At 58.5% G+C, this 18,795-nt stretch carries 17 protein-coding genes; 14 read left to right on the top strand and 3 right to left on the bottom strand.

Annotation, left to right across the window (positions count from 1 at the left end; all coding sequences use genetic code 11):
* Positions 1-278: 278 nt before the first annotated feature.
* From FHX10_RS29500 to FHX10_RS29435, 14 genes are all read left to right on the top strand, one after another.
* Positions 279-2,576, top strand: a complete 2,298-nt coding sequence (locus tag FHX10_RS29500) for a PBP1A family penicillin-binding protein (protein WP_063473718.1) — start codon at positions 279-281, stop codon at positions 2,574-2,576.
* A gap of 93 nt (positions 2,577-2,669) precedes the next feature.
* Positions 2,670-3,554: a dihydrodipicolinate synthase family protein gene (locus FHX10_RS29495; RefSeq protein ID WP_063473717.1), complete on the top strand. Its 885-nt coding sequence runs from the start codon at positions 2,670-2,672 to the stop codon at positions 3,552-3,554.
* 7 nt (positions 3,555-3,561) lie between these two features.
* On the top strand, positions 3,562-4,239 hold the full coding sequence (locus tag FHX10_RS29490) for a GntR family transcriptional regulator (protein WP_174824481.1): 678 nt from the start codon (positions 3,562-3,564) through the stop codon (positions 4,237-4,239).
* A 56-nt stretch (positions 4,240-4,295) separates the two neighbouring features.
* Positions 4,296-5,624 carry an ABC transporter substrate-binding protein gene (locus FHX10_RS29485; protein ID WP_063473716.1) on the top strand — a complete coding sequence of 443 codons (1,329 nt, stop codon included), beginning with the start codon at positions 4,296-4,298 and terminating at the stop codon, positions 5,622-5,624.
* Positions 5,624-6,562: a carbohydrate ABC transporter permease gene (locus tag FHX10_RS29480; RefSeq protein WP_047619046.1), complete on the top strand. Its 939-nt coding sequence runs from the start codon at positions 5,624-5,626 to the stop codon at positions 6,560-6,562. The genes FHX10_RS29485 and FHX10_RS29480 overlap by 1 nt, the downstream gene beginning before the upstream one ends.
* Positions 6,562-7,377: a carbohydrate ABC transporter permease gene (locus FHX10_RS29475; RefSeq protein ID WP_027664817.1), complete on the top strand. Its 816-nt coding sequence runs from the start codon at positions 6,562-6,564 to the stop codon at positions 7,375-7,377. Before FHX10_RS29480 ends, FHX10_RS29475 begins: the two co-directional genes overlap by 1 nt.
* A gap of 18 nt (positions 7,378-7,395) precedes the next feature.
* A complete protein-coding gene (locus tag FHX10_RS29470; RefSeq protein WP_047619043.1) occupies positions 7,396-8,382 on the top strand; it encodes a sugar kinase in 987 nt (328 codons plus the stop codon).
* A gap of 305 nt (positions 8,383-8,687) precedes the next feature.
* Complete coding sequence (ugpB, locus tag FHX10_RS29465; RefSeq protein ID WP_028758677.1) at positions 8,688-10,010, top strand: sn-glycerol-3-phosphate ABC transporter substrate-binding protein UgpB; 1,323 nt, start codon at positions 8,688-8,690, stop codon at positions 10,008-10,010.
* Positions 10,011-10,075: 65 nt separating this feature from the next.
* Entirely contained in the window at positions 10,076-10,960 is an 885-nt protein-coding gene (gene ugpA, locus FHX10_RS29460) for a sn-glycerol-3-phosphate ABC transporter permease UgpA (protein WP_048338469.1), read from the top strand.
* Between the two features lie 12 nt (positions 10,961-10,972).
* A complete protein-coding gene (gene ugpE / locus FHX10_RS29455; RefSeq protein ID WP_028758675.1) occupies positions 10,973-11,821 on the top strand; it encodes a sn-glycerol-3-phosphate ABC transporter permease UgpE in 849 nt (282 codons plus the stop codon).
* 1 nt (position 11,822) lies between these two features.
* The gene (locus tag FHX10_RS29450; protein WP_047619035.1) at positions 11,823-12,869 is read left to right on the top strand and encodes a sn-glycerol-3-phosphate import ATP-binding protein UgpC; all 1,047 of its coding nucleotides are present in this window, start codon (positions 11,823-11,825) and stop codon (positions 12,867-12,869) included.
* A 55-nt stretch (positions 12,870-12,924) separates the two neighbouring features.
* Positions 12,925-13,674 (top strand): glycerophosphoryl diester phosphodiesterase, encoded by a 750-nt coding sequence (locus tag FHX10_RS29445; protein WP_047619032.1) that lies wholly within the window; start codon positions 12,925-12,927, stop codon positions 13,672-13,674.
* Between the two features lie 9 nt (positions 13,675-13,683).
* Positions 13,684-14,469, top strand: a complete 786-nt coding sequence (locus FHX10_RS29440) for a DeoR/GlpR family DNA-binding transcription regulator (RefSeq protein ID WP_047619028.1) — start codon at positions 13,684-13,686, stop codon at positions 14,467-14,469.
* Positions 14,466-15,260, top strand: a complete 795-nt coding sequence (locus tag FHX10_RS29435; RefSeq protein ID WP_048338470.1) for an HAD-IIB family hydrolase — start codon at positions 14,466-14,468, stop codon at positions 15,258-15,260. The genes FHX10_RS29440 and FHX10_RS29435 overlap by 4 nt, the downstream gene beginning before the upstream one ends.
* An 88-nt stretch (positions 15,261-15,348) precedes the next feature.
* Here FHX10_RS29435 and FHX10_RS29430 read toward each other — a convergent pair whose 3' ends face one another.
* The 3 genes from FHX10_RS29430 to FHX10_RS29420 all read right to left on the bottom strand — a co-directional run bounded on the left by FHX10_RS29430 (position 15,349) and on the right by FHX10_RS29420 (position 18,475).
* The gene (locus FHX10_RS29430; protein WP_028758670.1) at positions 15,349-16,194 is read right to left on the bottom strand and encodes a carbohydrate ABC transporter permease; all 846 of its coding nucleotides are present in this window, start codon (positions 16,192-16,194) and stop codon (positions 15,349-15,351) included.
* 5 nt (positions 16,195-16,199) lie between these two features.
* Positions 16,200-17,138: a carbohydrate ABC transporter permease gene (locus tag FHX10_RS29425; RefSeq protein WP_028758669.1), complete on the bottom strand. Its 939-nt coding sequence runs from the start codon at positions 17,136-17,138 to the stop codon at positions 16,200-16,202.
* A gap of 89 nt (positions 17,139-17,227) precedes the next feature.
* Positions 17,228-18,475, bottom strand: coding sequence for an ABC transporter substrate-binding protein (locus FHX10_RS29420; RefSeq protein WP_063473714.1), 1,248 nt, complete (start codon positions 18,473-18,475; stop codon positions 17,228-17,230).
* Positions 18,476-18,795 lie beyond the last annotated feature (320 nt).

Here is an 18,795-nt window from a genome sequence, read left to right as displayed (position 1 = left end):
GCTTCTGCAGCATCCGCCCCAATCGAGCGGGGACAAACCGATGCAACTAATTCTTGTAATTTAGCGCATTGAAAAAAATAGACAAGTGATGGTCGTAAGCCTGAGGCAGAAGCAGGTCGGCTGTGGACGAAGTGCCGCATTGAAAGTCTACGGCGGCTGTTCGATCAGGGGCTTATTCCGGCCAAAACGCCTCGGAGCGATTGGGGCCTTTTGCGGTAGAACACGCAGCATCGCTCGGCTATAAAGTTCACGCCACTTTGGCCTTTTGGCGGTAACCGATGCCCAATCCTCCCGAATCCTCAGGCGAAAGCGTTGGCAAATCGAGCACGGGTGGCAATCAGCAAGCAGTTTCGGCAACGCAAGTGACCGCCTCGGATTCGCCGAGAACCACCCAGGCCGACAGTCCGCAACTCCCTCACCGACCCTTCGTCCAAACTCGCCAGGCCGCGAGCAATCTGTTAGGTGCGCTGCGTCACGATTTGCAGGCAAGTCCTGTGCTGGCGAAGATCAAGTCGATGGCTTTGTTTTTGATAACGAGGCTGACGAGGTCGATGCGGCTGGGAAGCACATCGGCTCTCACCAAATGGATGACGACTGCTCCGATCAAAGCCGGGCGCGGCATTCGCCATTGGCATAGCAAGCCGCGCGAAAGTCGCCGGCGCCGATGGCTTCCGGCGAACTGGTGGAAATTCGCTATGGGCTGGGCCTTGCTTGTGTGCCTCCTCATAGGCAGCGTGCTGGTGTGGGCACTAAAAGACGTGCCCTGGAGCGAGATTCGTGACGGAACGTTGAAGCCGATTGTTGTGCTGGAAACCGCTGACGGTGCGCCGCTCGTAAGGCAGGGACCTTATCAAGGGCCATATACGCAATACGACCAGTTCCCGTCCCATCTGATCGATGCCGTCCTTTCGATTGAGGACCGCCGGTTCATGGACCATTTCGGCGTCGATCCGAGAGGGATCGGGAGGGCGTTTCTCCGGAATTTGGAGGCTGGCTCGGTGGTGGAGGGGGGCAGCACCATCACCCAGCAACTCATCAAGCTGCAATATCTGGACAGCGATCGAACGATAAAGCGAAAGATACAGGAGGTTGTGATCGCAGTCTGGCTGGAGTGGAAGCTCGGCAAGCGGGAAATCCTGACGCGCTATCTCAACAGCGTCTATCTTGGCGCTGGCGCGACAGGCATGCCTGCCGCCGCGCGGATCTATTTCAACAAGGATATCGACGCCCTTAACTTGCCGGAATCGGCGATGCTGGCGGGGTTGCTGCGGGCTCCAAGTCAATGGAATCCCATCGACAATTTCGAAGGCGCCCGGCAGCGTAGCATGGTCGTTCTCGATGCGATGGCGACCAATGAAAAAATCACCGCGCCAGAGGCGGCGGAGGCCAAGGCGAGCTTTGCCAAGCTGCATCCAACGACGCCGACGCCGCGCTCGGGAAGCTGGTTTGCGGACTGGATTTCGCCGCAAGCGAGCGAAATCGCCGGCTCCTCGCCAGGTTCGACGTCGGTGCGAACCACGATGGTGCCGCAATTGCAGCAAATCGCCGAAAGGGTCGTGAAAGGAGCCTTGGACGGTGAAGGGAAGGCAGTCGGAGCATCGCAGGCCGCGTTGGTTGCGATGACGCCCGATGGCGCGGTCGTCGCGATGGTTGGCGGGCGCGACTACAAGGCAAGCCAGTTCAACCGCGCCGTCACAGCGATGCGCCAGCCGGGTTCCACCTTCAAGCTATTCGTCTATTACGCAGCATTGAAGGCCGGGTTCACCTTGTCTGACCAGGTTCTGGACGCGCCAATTGACATCGATGGCTGGTCGCCAGAAAATTCCGGCGGCAACTATCGCGGTTGGGTAACGCTTGCCGAGGCGTTCGCGCGATCGCTCAATGCCGCTTCAGTCGCGCTTGCCGAAGAGGTTGGTTTAGACAATGTGATTGCCGCAGCGCGTGAACTCGGCATCGATGCACCACTCGCCAACACGCCGTCTTTGGCGCTTGGGACATCCGAAGTAAATCTGCTTAACCTCACCAGCGCCTATGCGTCCGTCCAACTCGGTAGGGCACCTGTCAAGCCCTGGGGCATCATCGACTTTCAAGCGGCAGGGCAGCCCAAGACATTTCGAGTTGGCTCACAATCAAATCCGAACGTCGATCTTTCGCCCTACCAGTCCGATCTCCTCGGCCTCCTGCAGTTGGTGGTCGAGCGCGGTACTGGGCGTGGAGCGGACCCCGGCACGTTTGCGGCCGGCAAGACCGGCACGAGCCAGAACAATCGTGACGCCTGGTTCGTTGGCTTCACGGAAGCGCTTGTCGTCGGTGTCTGGGTTGGCAATGATGATGACGCGCCGATGAAGGGGGTGACGGGCGGCGCCCTGCCAGCGCATATTTGGCGGGATTTCATGCGCCAGGCGACGGCCGAACCTCCGCTGAATGGCGTGCGATCGACAGAAGCGGCAAGCGATGGTCAAGGCGCACCGCAGTCCTGTAACATCACCGCCTGCTCGCGCAGTTACCGCTCCTTCCGGCCTTCCGACTGTACCTATCAGCCATATTCCGGCGGCCGGCGGCTCTGCGAAAAGTGACGTGGCGCGCGTAACGAGGAGTCTGCAATCACCTCTTTACAGCTAACATGTCAGTCTGCTACATCTAATCTCAACAATCGGGAGGAAGCATATTTGACCCAGAAATTCGGCCTGTCAGTCGCCCTTGCCACGCCGTTTGACAGCAATGGCGATATTGCGATCGATGCGATGATCGTGCAGGCAAGGCGAAGCCTCGCTGCAGGATGTTCCAGCGTAACCCTGTTCGGAACGACGGGTGAAGGCTCCTCCATCGGAAGCCGGGAACGTGACCGCGTCCTCGCGTCTTTCCTCGATGCGGGGATCGCGGCAAAAAACATCATCGTCGGTGTGCTGGTCGATGCCGCCGAGGATGCGGCGATCCAGGCAGATCATGCTCTTTCCCAGGGCGTTCGTAATATTCTTCTTGCCCCGCCGTCCTATTTCAAGAATGTCAGCGACGACGGTGTCTTCCAGTGGTTTTCGGCCGTCTTCGCCATTCTGGGAGACAAGGCGCGGGACATCATCGTCTACAATCTTCCCTCGCTCACCATGGTCCCGCTGACCGTGTCGCTGATCGGACGGCTGCGGACCGCCTTCCCCAATATCGTGACAGGCGTCAAGGATTCTTCCGGCGACTGGCCGTATACCGAAAGCCTGCTCAAGGCGCATGGCGATCTCATTATCCTGGTGGGCGATGAACGGCATCTTGCCAGGGGCGTGCGGATCGGCGGCCAGGGGGCGATCTCCGGCATGGCGAATTTTGTGCCCCGCGACGTCAAGCTGATGGCCGAAGAAGGCAAGGACGATCCCCGCATCGAGGGTTTTGTGGCCGAGCTGCTCAAATATCCTGTTGTCCCGGCCGTGAAAGCCATGATGGCGCACGTGGCGTCCGAAGAGATCTGGCTTGCGGTGCGCCCGCCGCTCGCTTCAATATCCGCCGAAGGGCAGGCGCAGCTCGCTCTTGCTTTCGATCGTCTTTTCCAGTCGAAAGCGGCATAGGTCAGACATGTTTCGGGAAGAGGCGATGGACGAAACGGACGAGCAGCCAACGCTGCGGGAAAAGGCGTATGCGAGCTTCACGCGCCATCTTCTTGCGCGTGACGTGCGTCCCGGCCAGTTCGTCTCCCAGCGCCGTCTCGTCGAGCTGACGGGACTGACGCTCGGCGCCATCCGTGAGCTCATCCCGAGGCTCGAAGCCGAAGGGCTGATCAAGACGGTCCCCCAGCGGGGTTTGCAGATTGCTCATATCGACCTCAACCTCATTCGCGAGGCCTTCCAGCTGCGCGTGTTCCTGGAGAAGGAGGCCGTCGCGCTTTTCACCCGCTCTGCGTCTGACGAGACGATCGCCGGGCTTTTGAAGCAGCATCGGGATATCGCCGATGCCATTCGAAGCGGCGATACATCGCACGAATTGGAAGTGCACGCGCAGGCCGTCGATTGGGGTATGCACGACGCCTTTATCGATGCCCTGGGAAATTCCATCATTTCGAACGCCTATCGGGTGAACTCGATCAAGATGCGCCTGATCAGTCAGGATCGTTTTCGCATCGAAGGTCACGTCGGACCTGTCATGGGCGAGCACCTGAAAGTGCTCGAGGCGATCGAACGACGATCGGCGGAGGACGCCGTCAACAGCCTTGTCGCACACATCAATCATGCAAGAGATCGTGCGCTCAGGATATAATCGGAAATAAACAGCCGGGGGTGAGGAGATCGCCGGCAATAAGGAGGAGGAATCACATGTCATCGTTTTTGAATCCGACGAGACGCGGCTTTCTGGCGGGCACAGCCGCTTTTGGGGCGAGCAGCATGCTCGGCATGCGGCTCGCATCGGCCGCCGTCGACTGGAAGCGTTTTGCCGGCACGACGCTCGAAGTCAACCTGGTCAAGAGCCCGCGCAGCGAAATACTGCTGAAGTACCTGTCCGAGTTCGAGGCGCTCACCGGCATCAAGGTCAATGCCGAAGCGACGCCCGAACAGCAGCAGCGCCAGAAGACGACGATCGAGCTGAGCTCCGGCAAGCCGAGTTTCGACGTCGTGCATATGAGCTACCATGTCCAGAAGCGGCAGTTCGAAAAGGGCGGCTGGCTTGCCGATATCAGCGGTTTCCTCAAGGACCCTTCGCTGACCGACCCGTCCCTGACGGAGGGCGATTTCGCCGAAGCCGGCCTCGCCTTCGCCAAGGACGCCGGAGGTGTTCTGCGCTCTCTTCCCTTTTCAGTCGATTACTGGATCATCTACTGGAACAAGGCGCTGTTCGAGAAGAAGGGGCTTGCTTACCCCTCGAGCTTCGAAGAGCTGGCAAGTGCTGCGGAGGCACTGACCGACGCTTCGACCAACACCTACGGCTTCGTCGCCCGCGGCCTGAAGAACGCCAATACGCCGGTCTGGACGTCGCTGCTGCTCGGCTATGGTTCGAGCCCGCTCGGCCCTGACGGCAAGCTGCGCACGACATCGCCGGAAGCGATCGATGCGGCCAAGCTTTACCAGAGACTGATGACCAAAACCGCCCCTCCCGGCGTCTCCGGCTTCAACTGGGCGGAGGCGCAGTCGGCCTTCCTGCAGGGCAAGATCGGCATGTGGCTTGATGGCGTCGGTTTTGCACCGCCGATCGAAAATCCGGAAAAGTCGCGCGTCGTCGGCCAGGTCGGTTACGGCATCATGCCGAAAGGCCCGAAGGCACAGGCCGCAGGCACCTTCGGCGACGGCCTTGGCGTCGTCGCAGCAAGCCAGAAAAAGGAAGCAGCCTACCTCTTCTGCCAATGGGCGATTTCGCATGAAATGGGCGCCCGTCTGCTGCAGGCCGGCGCCGGCGTTCCTTTCCGGCAGTCCGTCCTCGAGGATGCGAAGGTTCGCGAAGGCGTCAAGATGCCGGGCGCGTGGCTTGATGCCGTCGTCGGTTCGGGCAAGATCTCGCAGCTCGCGCTGCCGGTCATCATTCCGGTCACCGAGTTCCGCGACATCTATGGCGTCGGTCTCACCAACATGATCGGCGGCGCTGATCCCGAAACCGAACTGAAGGCAGCGACGGCACAGTTCGAACCCGTCCTGGCGAAAAGCGAGGGATAATGGCCTCGGCAAGCATCGAAACGGCCACAGCGGCCAAGGCGTCGAAAGGAAGGAGCAAACCGGATCGGTTTGCTCCCAACTACTGGCCCTTCGTCATCCCGGCGCTCATCGTCATATCGGCCGTGATCGTCTTTCCATGGGTGTTTACCGTGTGGATGAGCGTCAACAGCTGGACGCTCGGCCAAGCGCAGGTCTTTGCGGGGTGGGACAATTATGTGCGCCTCGCCGGCGACGTGCGCTTTTGGGAGTCGCTGTGGCATACGGTGCTCTATACGACGCTCTCCGTAGTGGTTCCCCTTTTTCTGGGAACGCTCGCCGCGCTGATCTTCGATGCTCAATTTCCGCTGCGCGGTCTCATCCGCGGCATATTCGTGATGCCGATGATGGCCACACCCGTCGCCATCGCACTCGTCTGGACGATGATGTTCCATCCGCAGCTCGGCGTTCTCAACTATCTCCTCTCCCTCATCGGCATCGGTCCCCAGGAGTGGATCTACAATCAGAGCAGCGTCATCCCGTCGCTGGTGCTGGTCGAGACCTGGCAATGGACGCCGCTTATCATGCTGATCGTGCTTGGCGGCCTGGCGGCGGTTCCGCGCGAACCTTATGAAAGTGCGGAGATCGATGGCGCCAATGTCTGGCAGAAATTCCGTTATCTGACGCTGCCGATGATCGCGCCTTTCCTGATGATCGCCGTGATCATCCGCAGCATCGATGCAGTGAAAAGTTTCGACATCATCTATGCCATGACCCAAGGCGGCCCCGGCACGGCGTCGGAAACGATCAACATCTATCTCTACAACACCGCTTTCGCCTATTACGATATCGGCTATGGCTCGGCCATGGCGGTTGTCTTCTTCATCCTCATCGTCCTGCTTTCTTTCGTCCTTATGATGCTCAGGCAGCGCGTGAACTGGTCCGACGGGGAGGCACGCTGATGAAGCGCAAGACGCTCGATCGCATCGGACTGCTGTTCGTCGCCCTGGTGATGATCTCGCCGGTCGTCCTGTTCTTCCTCTGGATGATCTCGCTGTCGCTGAAGTATGAAATCGACAACGGCGCCTATCCGCCGATCTTCATCCCGGAGCGCTTGGCCTGGTCGAACTATCTGAAAGTCTTCGAGGAGAACAATTTCTTCCTCTATCTCTGGAATTCGGTGCTGGTGACGGGTGCGGCCACGCTTCTGGCGCTGCTGATCGGCGTGCCCGCCGGATATGGCATCGCCCGGCTGAAGGCGGAGAAGTCCGCGATGGTCATCATGATCGCGCGCATGACACCGGGCCTTTCCTTCCTGATCCCGCTCTTCCTGCTGTTCCAATGGCTGAACCTGCTCGGCACGCTCTTGCCGCAGATCATCATCCATCTCGTGGTCACCGTGCCGATCGTCGTGTGGATCATGATCGGCTATTTCGAGACGACCCCGATGGAGCTGGAAGAGGCTGCAAGCATCGACGGCGCGACACCCTGGCAGGTTTTCCGTCTGGTCGCCTTGCCGATCGCAAGGCCGGGCATCGTCGTCGCCTTCATCCTGTCGGTCATTTTTTCCTGGAACAATTTCGTCTTCGGCATCGTGCTCGCCAGTCGCGAGACGCGCACGCTTCCGGTCGCGGTCTACAACATGCTCTCGTTCGAACAGGTCAGTTGGGGTCCGCTCGCGGCAGCCGCATTGATCGTCACCTTGCCGGTGCTGATCTTGACGGTGTTTGCGCAACGGCAGATCGTGGCAGGCCTGACGGCCGGAGCCGTCAAGTGAGCGGGTGAGACGACGGTTTTGACGACTTCTGCCTTCGACCCGCCTCCCGGTCAGGCGCGCCGCGTTTTGTGCGTCGGCGCGGCGGTTATGGATACGTTGTTTCGTGTGCGCTCGTTACCGACCGGCCAGGGCAAATTTCTGCCCTATGATATGCTGCAGATTGCCGAGGGCATGGCATCGAGCGCCGCCTTTGCCGTTGCCCGGCTTGGCGGCCATGCCAGCCTTTGGGGCGCGGTCGGCGATGACGCCACCGGCGACCGCATCATTGCCGACCTCGGCGAGAGCGGCATAGACACGAGCGGTATGGTGCGTGTGGCAGGCGCCCGCTCGGCCGTCTCGACGATCCTTGTCGATGATCAGGGCGAACGCTTGATCGTGCCTTTCTACGATGCTGGCCTGCACGAGACGGTCAAGCCGGTCACAAAACAGGACATTTCCTCCTTCGACGCAGTGCTGGTCGACGTCCGCTGGCCGAAGCTTGCGCTGCGGACGCTGTTGGCAGCGAGAGAGGCGGGCAAGCCGGCCATTCTCGATGGCGACGTTGCCGGCGATGGCGTGGTCGAGATGCTTGCGCCGGCGGCGAGCCATATCGTGTTCTCGCAACCAGCCGCTGAGCGGCTTGCGGGAACGGCCGACCCGGTGACAGTCGTCGGCCTGCTGAAGCAAAAGTTCGAGCATGCCTTCATCAGCGTCACGGCTGGCGAAAATGGCTGCTTCTGGTTCGATGACGCAACCGGCGAAGTCTGCCATCTTGCCGCTCCAAAGGTGAGAGCGGTCGATACGCTTGCAGCCGGGGATATCTTCCATGGCGCTTTCGTGTTGGCTATCGCGGAAGGCATGCCGATCGAAGAGACGATGCGCCTGTCGTCTATGGCGGCGGCGCTCAAGTGCCAGGTCTTCGGCGGTCGCACCGGCGCGCCGACCAGAGCCGAAGTCTGCAAGGTGCTTCAAGATTGGCGCCCGGCGGTGGCGACGATGAAAGTGATCACACCGGAAGAGTTGTGACAATCCAGGCAGCAACGTCGTTAATGGTGAACGCCATGGAGGTGTTCACTTGATCACGCTTGTGCTGCCACCCAAAGGCGACCAAGCCCATGCCGCCGGGTCACGGCCCTCAATCCCATATCCTCGGCCCGAGAACCGCCCACCTCGAACCTGATGCTGTCGCCAGCATTGCGCCAGTCCGCAGGTGATCGCCGGCCGCAAATGTTCATTTGAACATTTCATTCTTGCAAAGTGAACTTCGCCTGTTACCATCGGGCTCACGTTCGTAGCGGGAGGCTTCGGACCGACAACAAGTGGGAGTGAGGATGAACAAGATCGCTTTTTTCCTGTCCGCAGGATTGACCAGCCTATCGTTATCCGTTCCGGCAATGGCAGCCACGAAGATCCAGTGGTGGCACGCAATGGGCGGCGAGAATGGCGCGAAGCTTGAACAGATCGCCAAGGGGTTCAACGCATCTCAATCTGACTATGAGATCGTTCCGGTATTCAAGGGCACCTATGACGAGACGCTGACGGGCGCCATTGCTGCGTTCCGCGCCAACCAGCAGCCCGCAATCGTACAGGTCTATGAAGTTGGTACCGGCACCATGATGGCAGCACAGGGTGCGGTCTATCCCGTTTACCAGTTGATGAAGGACGAAGGTGAGGCCTGGGACCAGAGCAAATTCATTGCTCCGGTCGTCGGTTACTACTCTGACACCAGCGGCAACGTTCTGTCCTTGCCGTTCAATTCCTCGACGCCGATCCTGTATTACAACAAGGATATCTTCAAGAAAGCAGGGCTTGACCCGGAAACGCCGCCGAAAACATGGGCGGACGTTGAAGCCTTTTCGCGGACGATCATGAAGTCCGGCGCAGCTAAATGCGGTTTCACCAGCGCCTGGATCTCCTGGATCCAGACTGAGAACCTGAATGCCCTGCACGATAAGCCGTATTCTACCAAGGCCAACGGTTTTGGCGGCTTGGACGCAGAATTCACCTTCAACAATGATCTCACGATCCGCCATTGGGGCAATCTGAAGAAGTGGCAGGACGAGGGGCTCTTCAAATTTGGAGGACCTGGCGGCGGCGATAACGCTCCTCCGATGTTCTATTCTCAGGAATGCGCGATGTACATGAATTCGTCCGCCGGTCGGGCAGGGGTCATCAACAACGCAAAGGCTTTCAAGGTCGGTTTTGCGCCGCTTCCCTACTATGACGACGTTATTCCGCAGCCGCTCAACTCGATTATCGGCGGCGCCACTCTCTGGACACTGAAAGGTCGCCCGGAAGAGGAGTACAAAGGTGTCGCGAAGTTCTTCACCTACCTGCAGAAGCCGGAAGTCCAAGCCGATTGGCATCAGTTCTCGGGCTACCTGCCGATAACGGAGGCTGCCTATAAGCTGGGCCAGGATCAGGGCTATTACGAGAAGAACCCCGGAGCAGATATCGGCATCAAGCAACTGACGCGGGTGACACCCACCGACAATTCCAAGGGCATCCGTTTCGGCAACTACGTCCAGGTGCGTGGCATTATCGACGATGAGTTTGCGGCCTTGCTGGGCGGGAAGAAGACGGCGAAGGAAGCAGTTGATTCCGTGGTCGCAAGAGGCAACGAACAGCTTCGCGATTTCCAGTCCGCCAACTAATGGGCTCCGTGACGGGGGCTGGTGAAAGACCGGCCCCCGTTTCCCATCCGTCAGTGTGAGGGCCCATGCAAACCAAACGGACCGTATTTCCCAACAAGCTTTTGCCTTACCTGCTCATCGCTCCCCAAATTTTCGTGACCGTGGTATTTTTCCTTTGGCCTGCGGGAACTGCATTCTGGCAATCTTTCCTGCGTCAGGACGCTTTCGGTTTCAAAACGACCTTCGTCTGGTTTGAAAACTACCGTCGGCTCTTTGCCGATCCGATCTACATCAATGCCTTCGGCCACACGCTCATCTTCGCCATACTCGTGACGGTCCTATCAACGTCGATTGCGCTGCTCCTGGCTGCAGCGGCAATGCGCGTGTTGCGCACCTCTCGAATCTATTCGACCTTGCTCATTTGGCCCTATGCCGTCGCCCCCGCGATCGCCGGCATTCTTTGGTGGTTCATGTTCAATCCGTCGATCGGCATCGTCGCCTATATGTTGCGGGCAATGGGAATCAATTGGAATCATCTGATCAATCCCGACGATGCCATGGTCCTGATCGTGATCGCGGCGACGTGGAAGCAGATTTCCTATAATTTCTTGTTCTTCTTGGCTGCGCTGCAATCCGTCCCACGCTCGCTTCAGGAAGCCGGGGCCATCGACGGAGCCGGTCCGATGAAGCGTTTCTGGACGATCGTGTTCCCGCTGATCTCACCGACGACTTTCTATCTGATCGTCATCAATATCGTCTACGCGATGTTCGACACCTTCGGCATCGTTCATGCAACCACCCAAGGCGGACCGGCGCGCGCGACGGAAATCCTTGTCTACAAAGTCTATTTCGACGGGTTTATCGGGCTGAATTTGGGCTCGTCGGCGGCACAGTCGGTCATTCTCATGGTGATCGTCGTCGCTCTGACGGCCGTCCAATTCCGTTTTATCGAACGCCGCGTACAATATTGAGGAATTCCAAGGATGGTTGAGAATCGCCCCTTCCTAAATTTCCTGGCGCACCTTGTCCTCATCATTGGCGTGACGATCGTGGTGTTTCCGGTCTACGTGGCTTTCATTGCATCAAGCCATGGCCCAAACGACTTCTTGTCAGGCGTCGTGCCGCTGACACCAGGTGGCCACATCATCGAGAACTATTCGACGATGCTCTCATCCGGGATGACGAGCTCCGGGGCGCCGCCGATCGGGCCGATGATGATCAACTCGTTGATCATGGCGGTTGGCGTCGCCGTCGGCAAGATCGTCATCTCGATCCTTTCGGCCTTTGCCATCGTCTATTTCCGGTTTCCGTTCCGGACCCTGGCATTCTGGATGATCTTCATCACCCTGATGTTGCCGGTCGAGGTGCGTATCGTGCCGACCTACAAAGTCGTCGCCGATCTTGGAATGCTGAACAATTACAGCGGCCTCATCATCCCGCTGATCGCCTCGGCAACGGCAACCTTCCTGTTTCGTCAGTTCTTTCTGACCGTCCCTGACGAACTGATGGAGGCCGCCCGCGTCGATGGAGCGGGACCGATGAAGTTCTTCCGGGATATTCTGCTGCCGTTGTCGATCACCAATATCGCGGCGCTCTTCATCATCCTCTTCGTACTCGGCTGGAACCAGTATCTCTGGCCGCTCATCATAACGACCGACCAGAGCTTCTACACAGTCGTGATGGGAATCCAGCGCATGGCAGCGGTTGCCGATGCCGAGCCCCGCTGGAACCTCGTGATGGCAGCGGTCATTCTCGCCGCCCTGCCACCCGTCCTCGTCATCGTCGCCATGCAACGCCTTTTTGTCAAAGGCCTGGTCGAAACGGAGAAATGAAATGGCAACGATCAACATCATCGACGTCAAGAAGAATTATGGTACCGTTCCAGCTGTCAAAGGCATCAACCTATCCGTTGCAGACGGCGAACTCATCGTCCTCGTCGGCCCCTCGGGCTGTGGCAAATCCACCCTGCTTCGCATGATTGCCGGGTTGGAAACGATCAGCGAAGGCCAGGTCGAGATTGCGGGCCGCAATGTCAATAAGGCAGAGCCGGCCGACCGCGATATCGCCATGGTCTTTCAAAACTATGCGCTTTATCCGCATATGACGGTACGCGGAAATCTCGAATATGGTTTGAAAAATCGCGGCACCGAACGGGCCGAAATCAACCGTCGTGTGGCGGAAGCCGCCGAGATCCTCGAAATCGGACCGATGTTGGATCGTAAACCTCGCGAACTCTCCGGCGGGCAGCGCCAGCGGGTTGCGATGGGGCGCGCCATCGTTCGCGAGCCGGCCGCCTTCCTGTTCGATGAGCCGCTGTCCAATCTCGATGCCAAATTGCGCGTGCAGATGCGAGTTGAAATTCGTCGGCTGCAACGGCGTCTCAAGACGACCAGCATCTACGTCACCCATGACCAACTTGAAGCGATGACCCTCGCAGACCGATTGGTCGTCATGAACGGCGGACTTGTCGAACAGGTCGGAACGCCAGTGGCAGTCTACGACCGTCCGGCAAGCTTGTTTGTCGCAGGCTTCATCGGCTCGCCGCCGATGAATCTGGTACCGATCGACGTCCTCAGGGCGGCCGACGGCGCTGGGACCCTGGCATTGCCTGCCGGTACCGACATGGTCGGGCTCCGCCCGGACGCGTTACTTGTTGCCAGGCCGGCAGAGCCTTCCGTCCGTCTCAACGCAACCGTCGAGTTGCTCGAGCCAATCGGGGGAGAAAGCCATCTGCATGTGCGATTGGGGGGGGGCCAGCAGACGGTTGTCCTGACCGTACCGGGTCGTCCGGACTTTGCCGAGAATGCGAATATCGACATCTTTGCACGTGTTGACGCGATGCACCCTTTTAATAGCGATACGGGAAAACGCACAGATTGACTCCAGTTTATTATTTCTCCATCCAACCTTCGAAGAAGACGAAAGAGATGAGACGATGACGACCGTAGAGTCGCGATCCGGGCCGAGACGCGGTGAAGTTCAGGCACATCGAGGCGCTTCTGCCGTTGCGCCTGAAAATACGATTGCTGCCTTTCGAGCGGCCGCGGACCAGGGCGCGGAATGGGTCGAACTCGACGTTGCACTTCTTGCCGACGGTACGCCGGTCGTGATCCACGACGTTTCCATCGACCGCTGTTCCTCGTCAAAGGGAAATCTGGCCAACCTCAACGCGTCGGATCTCGCGAGAATCGACGCTGGCTCGTGGTTCAGCCCAAAATTCAAAGGCGAACCGCTGCCGACGCTGGCCCGTGTCGTTTCCGCCTTGGGCGAACTCGGTCTCAATGCCAACGTCGAGATCAAGCAGCATGCTCATCACAAATCACTCGACCAGTTGGTCAAAGTCGTTGATGAACATTTGAAAGGGCGGGCGGCGCACACCAAGATCATGATCTCGAGCTTTGATGCCGCTGCGCTGAAGGGAATGCACGAAGTCGATCCAAGCTACGAGCTCGCCATGCTGTGGAGCAACCTGCCCGCGGATTGGTTGGATATCCTTCGGTCAATTCCCGCAAAGACCATCCATCTCGACTACAAGGCTCTGAGTGTCGGGTTTCTCGAGGAGGCCGTGCGTCGCGGCATCGCGGTGCGGGCATGGACTTGCAATGATCCCAAGCTGCTCGCGTCTTTCTGGGAGGTGGGTTTGACTGGGGTGATAACAGACGACCCCAGTGTCTACCTCACGTAAGGAGCGGCGATGGGGCAGCGGATCATATCGAGCCGACAACGTGAGATCCTTGCGCTGATCGAAACGGACGGTGTTCAGTACATCGAGGAACTGGCACGTCGGTACGATCTGACGACGCAGACGATCCGTCGCGATATCAATGCATTGTGCGATCTCGGGCACGCGCGCCGCTTCCACGGTGGCGTCGACCTGCCGGTCGAGGGCAGCAACATCTCGCTCAACGCTCGCGCCCAGCTCAACCGAAGGGCCAAGCGGCTTATCGCCAAGCGCGTCGCCGCCGACATAGGGGTCGACGCGACAGTGTTCCTGGGGATCGGCAGCACGGTTCGGTTCGTTGCCGAGGCGCTGCGTGATCACCAGGGCCTGACGGTGATTACCAACAACATCCACGTCGCCTTGAGCCTTTGCGATGCACCGAGTGTCGAGGTGCATTTGACGGGCGGCCTTTTGCGTCACGACGATCGCGACGTGGTGGGCACGGATGTGATCAGGTTCGTCGAAAAATTCTATGCGACTTACGCCGTCGTCGGCGCAGGCGCTCTAAGCCCGCTCAACGGTCTGATGGATTTCAGCTATAGCGAAGCCCAAATCACCAATGCCCTCCTTGAGAATTCACAAACGCAGATTCTGGCTGCAGACGTCAGCAAGTGGACGCGAAACGCTTCCGTGCGTGTGGCGCCATTCAGCAAACTCACCCGCTTTTATACGGATCGGCTGCCTGGCGAAGCGGCCGCCACCAATGCCCTCTCCGAGAGCGGCTTGGACGTGGTGACATGCAGCGAGGATATGGCATGAGCTATGTAGACCTTGCGCCATCAGCTCGTGAGTTACGGGACGTGCGCTACCTGTTCACCGACATCGACGATACCCTGACCACCGAAGGCAAGCTACTTCCGCAAACCTACCAAGCTCTCTGGGATCTCAGCCGGGCAGGCATTGCCGTCGTGCCGGTTACGGGCGGCTCCGCCGGTTGGTGCGAACACATCGTTCGTGCCTGGCCGGTGGCCGCGGTCGTCGGCGAAAGCGGCGCATATTGTGTCACCCGTAGGGACGGCGCAGTCGTCTTCGACTATTGGGAAGATGCCACCCTGCAGGCTGAGCGCCAACGCCTGCATCTCCAGTCAGTGAAAGAGCTGGTTTCGCGAAGGGGCAAGACGTTCAGAATTGCCCACGATCAGGTCTTCCGGCTGGCGGACGTCGCGATCGATATCCAGGGTCACGACCCGCATGAGGTCGAGGATCTCGCGTCCAGCATAAAAGCCATTGGCGGAACGGTTGCGATCAGCTCCATTCACATCAACACGTGGATCGGCAATTACGACAAGCGGTCGATGAGCGAACGCGTCTTAACCGAGATATTCGGTATCGACCCGGCTGAAACTCCCGCCGTTACCGCCTTCGTCGGCGACTCTCGAAACGATGCCCCGATGTTCGGCTTTATCCGCAACTCCTTCGGCGTCAACAATATCATTCCCGTCCTTCCGCAATTGCAGTACGCACCGAAGTGGGTCTCGTTGCAGCCCGCCGGCCTTGGTTTTGCTGATATTGCGAGAACGATCTTGCAAGCAGCAGCCGCAGGTGAATGAACGACGATCGACTTCGTGTCATGGCGGGGTGACGGCTCTAGAGAAATAATTCCGCGAAATCATACTGCGCAGCCGTGGCCACCAGCCGTCAGCTTTTGACCGAGCCGGCGGTCATGCCTGCCAGGAAATAGCGTTGGGCAACCAGGTAGAGTACCAGAAGGGGCAGGGAACCAAGCACGCTCATCGCCATCATCTCGTTCCATTCGAAGGCGTGCTGGCCCATCAGAAGCTGGATACCGATCGGAACGGTTCTGAGATCCATCGATTTCGTCAGCGTTAGCGCGAAGAGGAATTCGTTCCAGGCCAGCAGAAACGTGTAGACCGCCGTGGCGACGATCCCGGGGATGGAGACCGGAACGATGACGCGCCAGAGCGCCGTCCAGCTCGAGCCGCCGTCGACAAGGACGGCCTCGTCCAGCTCTTTCGGCAAGGTATTGAGATAGCCTGTCATTAGCAGGATGGCATAAGGCAGCGTGAAGACCATGTAGGTCAGGATCAGCGCCAGATAGGTATCGAAGATCCTGAAGGCGACCACCATGCCGAAATAGGGGATGAGAAGGGTGATCGGCGGAACGGTCTGGGTGCTGATGATGAAGATGTTCAAAGTGTTCTTGAAGCGGAACTGATAGCGGCTGAATCCGTAGGCGGTCAGGATGGCGATAACCAGGGTCAGGCAGGTGACGACGCCGGCGACGAAGTAGCTGTTGATGAAGAAGCGCACTTTCACCGGATCGTTGAAGATCGTCAGATAGGCGGCCACCGTAAAGTCATCCGGCAGCAGCCGCGGCGGAAGGGCGAAGATTTCCGTATTCGATTTCAGCGAACTGAAAAACATCCAGACGATCGGGAAGGTCGAAAAGACCAGGCCGATCGCCAGGCCGAGATAGGTCAGGATGGTCGGCAATGCCGAGCTTTTGAAGGAACGCTTTGCCATGGCGGTCACCTGCGCTGCTGGTGTTTGATGTAGAAGTAGGTGACGCTCATCGAAATGATGAGGATGATCATCGCGCTCGCCGAAGCCAGGGAAAACTCATACTGGGAGAAGGCGAGCTTGTAGGTGAAAGTCGAGAGCACTTCCGTCGAATAGATCGGACCGCCGCCCGTCGTCATCCATACGAGTGGAAAAACCTGCATCGTCCAGATGAAGTCGAGAAGCGCGATGCTGATGATGATCGGCATCAATTGCGGAATGGTGATGTACCAGAATTTTTCGAGTTCGTTGGCACCGTCGATACCGGCTGCCTCGTAAAGCTCCTTCGAAATGCCCTGGAGGCCGGCGAGCAGGCTGACCATGTAGAGCGGGTAACCCGCCCAGATGTTTGCGAAGGTCAATGCATGAATGGCGGTGCGCGTCGAAGAGAACCACTCGACCTTGAAGTTGATGATATGGAGCGCCATCAGCACGCTGTTGACGACGCCGTTCGGATCGAGCAGCAGGCGCCAGATGATGGCGATGATGACGGCGGTGAACAGCCAGGGCAGGATGAAGAGCACGCGCAGGATGCTGCGAATGAGCGGATCGACGCGGTTGGTGTTCAACAGCAGCGCGAAGGCCAGGCCGATGATGAAATGGAAGACGACGCTCATGATGGTAAAATAAAGCGTCTGGGCGACCGACTGCCAGAAGACCGGATTCTCGAAGATGGTCAGGTAGTTCTGGACGCCTGCGAACGCCGCATCCTTTTTCATGATGGCGCCGTCCATCAGCGAATATTTGAAGACCATCACCATCGGGAACAGCATCAGCAGAACAAGCAGCAGAGTGGCGGGCGACACGTAGAAATACGGCACCAGCTTCCTCAAGGTGCTGTAACGAAGCCATCCTTTTCTTGGCGCTTTGGCGTGCGCAGCGACCAGAGCCGGAGCGGAATGATTCATGAGCTGTGAGTTCCCATTCTGCCGAGATTTGACGACTTGCACCGGCAGCGCAATCTGGCGCTGCCGGTGATTCGTGAAAGCGACGTGCTTTAGAACTTCGCGAGCCAGGCCTTCTGGGTATTGGAAGCCGCGTCCTTGGCCGACTGCCCGCCGTCGAACATCTTCTGAACTTCGACGTTCATGTCGCGCATCAGCTCTTCGGCAACCGGAAGACCGACGAATTCATTGGCAGGATAGCCGCTCTGGAAGATTTTGAAAGCTTCGGCGAAGATCGGGTCCGATGCCACAAAATCCGGCTTGGCGTGGACATTGCCGGGGAAGGCGTTGGCAATCGAAACCAGACGGCCGTTGACGTCTGGGCTCATCAGATATTCCACAAGCTTCCAGGCTTCTTCCTTGTGCTGGCTGCCTTCGCTGATACCGATGCCCCAGGAGGCATAAGGCATGCCGCGCTTGCCGGTGTAGCCGTCAGTGGCCGGCAAGGCGGAGATGCCGAAGTTGAGCTTCGGATTGCGCTCGCGGATGAGGTTCACGTGGGCGAGCGAGTCGACCATCATGCCGACGCGGCCGTTGACGAATTCCTCGACCTTGTCCTGTTCCTTCTTGGCGAAAATGCCGGGCGAAATAACGCCTTCCTTGTTGAGGGACGCGATATAATCGAGCGTGCCGACGACAGCGTCATTTTCGAGATCCGGCTTGCCGTCCTTCAGCATCGAGGCGCCCGAGGCCCAGACCCAGGACATGACGTCGTTCTGGATTCCGCTCGGCGACTGCAGCGACAGCGGCAGGACCCAGCCATACTGGTTCTTCGGCGCATCGGTCATCTTCTTCGCGGCTTCAGCGAATTCCGTGCGTGTGGTCGGCAACTTGTCGACGCCGGATGCCTTGGCGATATCGAGGTTGACGAAGACGGGATAGACGAAGGAAGCGAGCGGGAACATCACGCTCTTGCCATCGACCTTGACGATATCGGTGATCTGGCTCTTGTCGTACTTCGCCTTGTCCATCAGTTCGTCCATGGAGGCGATTGCGCCCTGCTTGGCCAGCCCGTTTACCCAGGCGCCATCCAGGCCCACCACGTCGCTCAGCGTTCCGGAGGCGGCGCCGACGACGATCTGGTCACGCGTCGTGGCATAGGGGCCGCTGACCAGCGTCACCTTGATGCCGGGGTTGGCGGCCTCGAAATCGTTCATGATGCCGCGCAGCGCCCCGGACGGCATTTCGGGTTCCCACCATTGTATGAATTCGATGGTGGTGTCGGCAAACGCCGATGTGGCGCAGAGCGCCCATACCGCCACGGCAGCCCGCATCGTCACGCTGAATTTTCTGATATTCATGTGTGCCTCCCATAGATTTTCAGTTAATCGATCCTCCTCAAGATCGTAGGCAAAGTAGGTTCCCTAAGGCGCCTATCTGTCAATGAAGAACTGCGATCGAGAAAAAATGGGAGGCCCGTATTCATGGCGAGTTCGCACACAACTAATTGAAATATAATAACAAAATTATTCGCTATCGTCCGAATTTTTTCGGAGCATTTGTGTTGCTTGTGACGCTTTTTTTCTTTACTTTCGTAAACAAATGAAAGTCTGCCCAACAAAACGAAAAGCGGAGACGCCCGCCGTCCTCACCGCAAATTTTCGAATTCGGGGCCTGAAAC

This window comes from Rhizobium sp. BK591 (assembly GCF_014195045.1).
GTDB classification, from domain to species: domain Bacteria; phylum Pseudomonadota; class Alphaproteobacteria; order Rhizobiales; family Rhizobiaceae; genus Rhizobium; species Rhizobium anhuiense.
The sequence above is the reverse complement of the archived record's forward strand: the minus strand, read 5'-3'. Positions and strand labels throughout refer to the sequence as shown.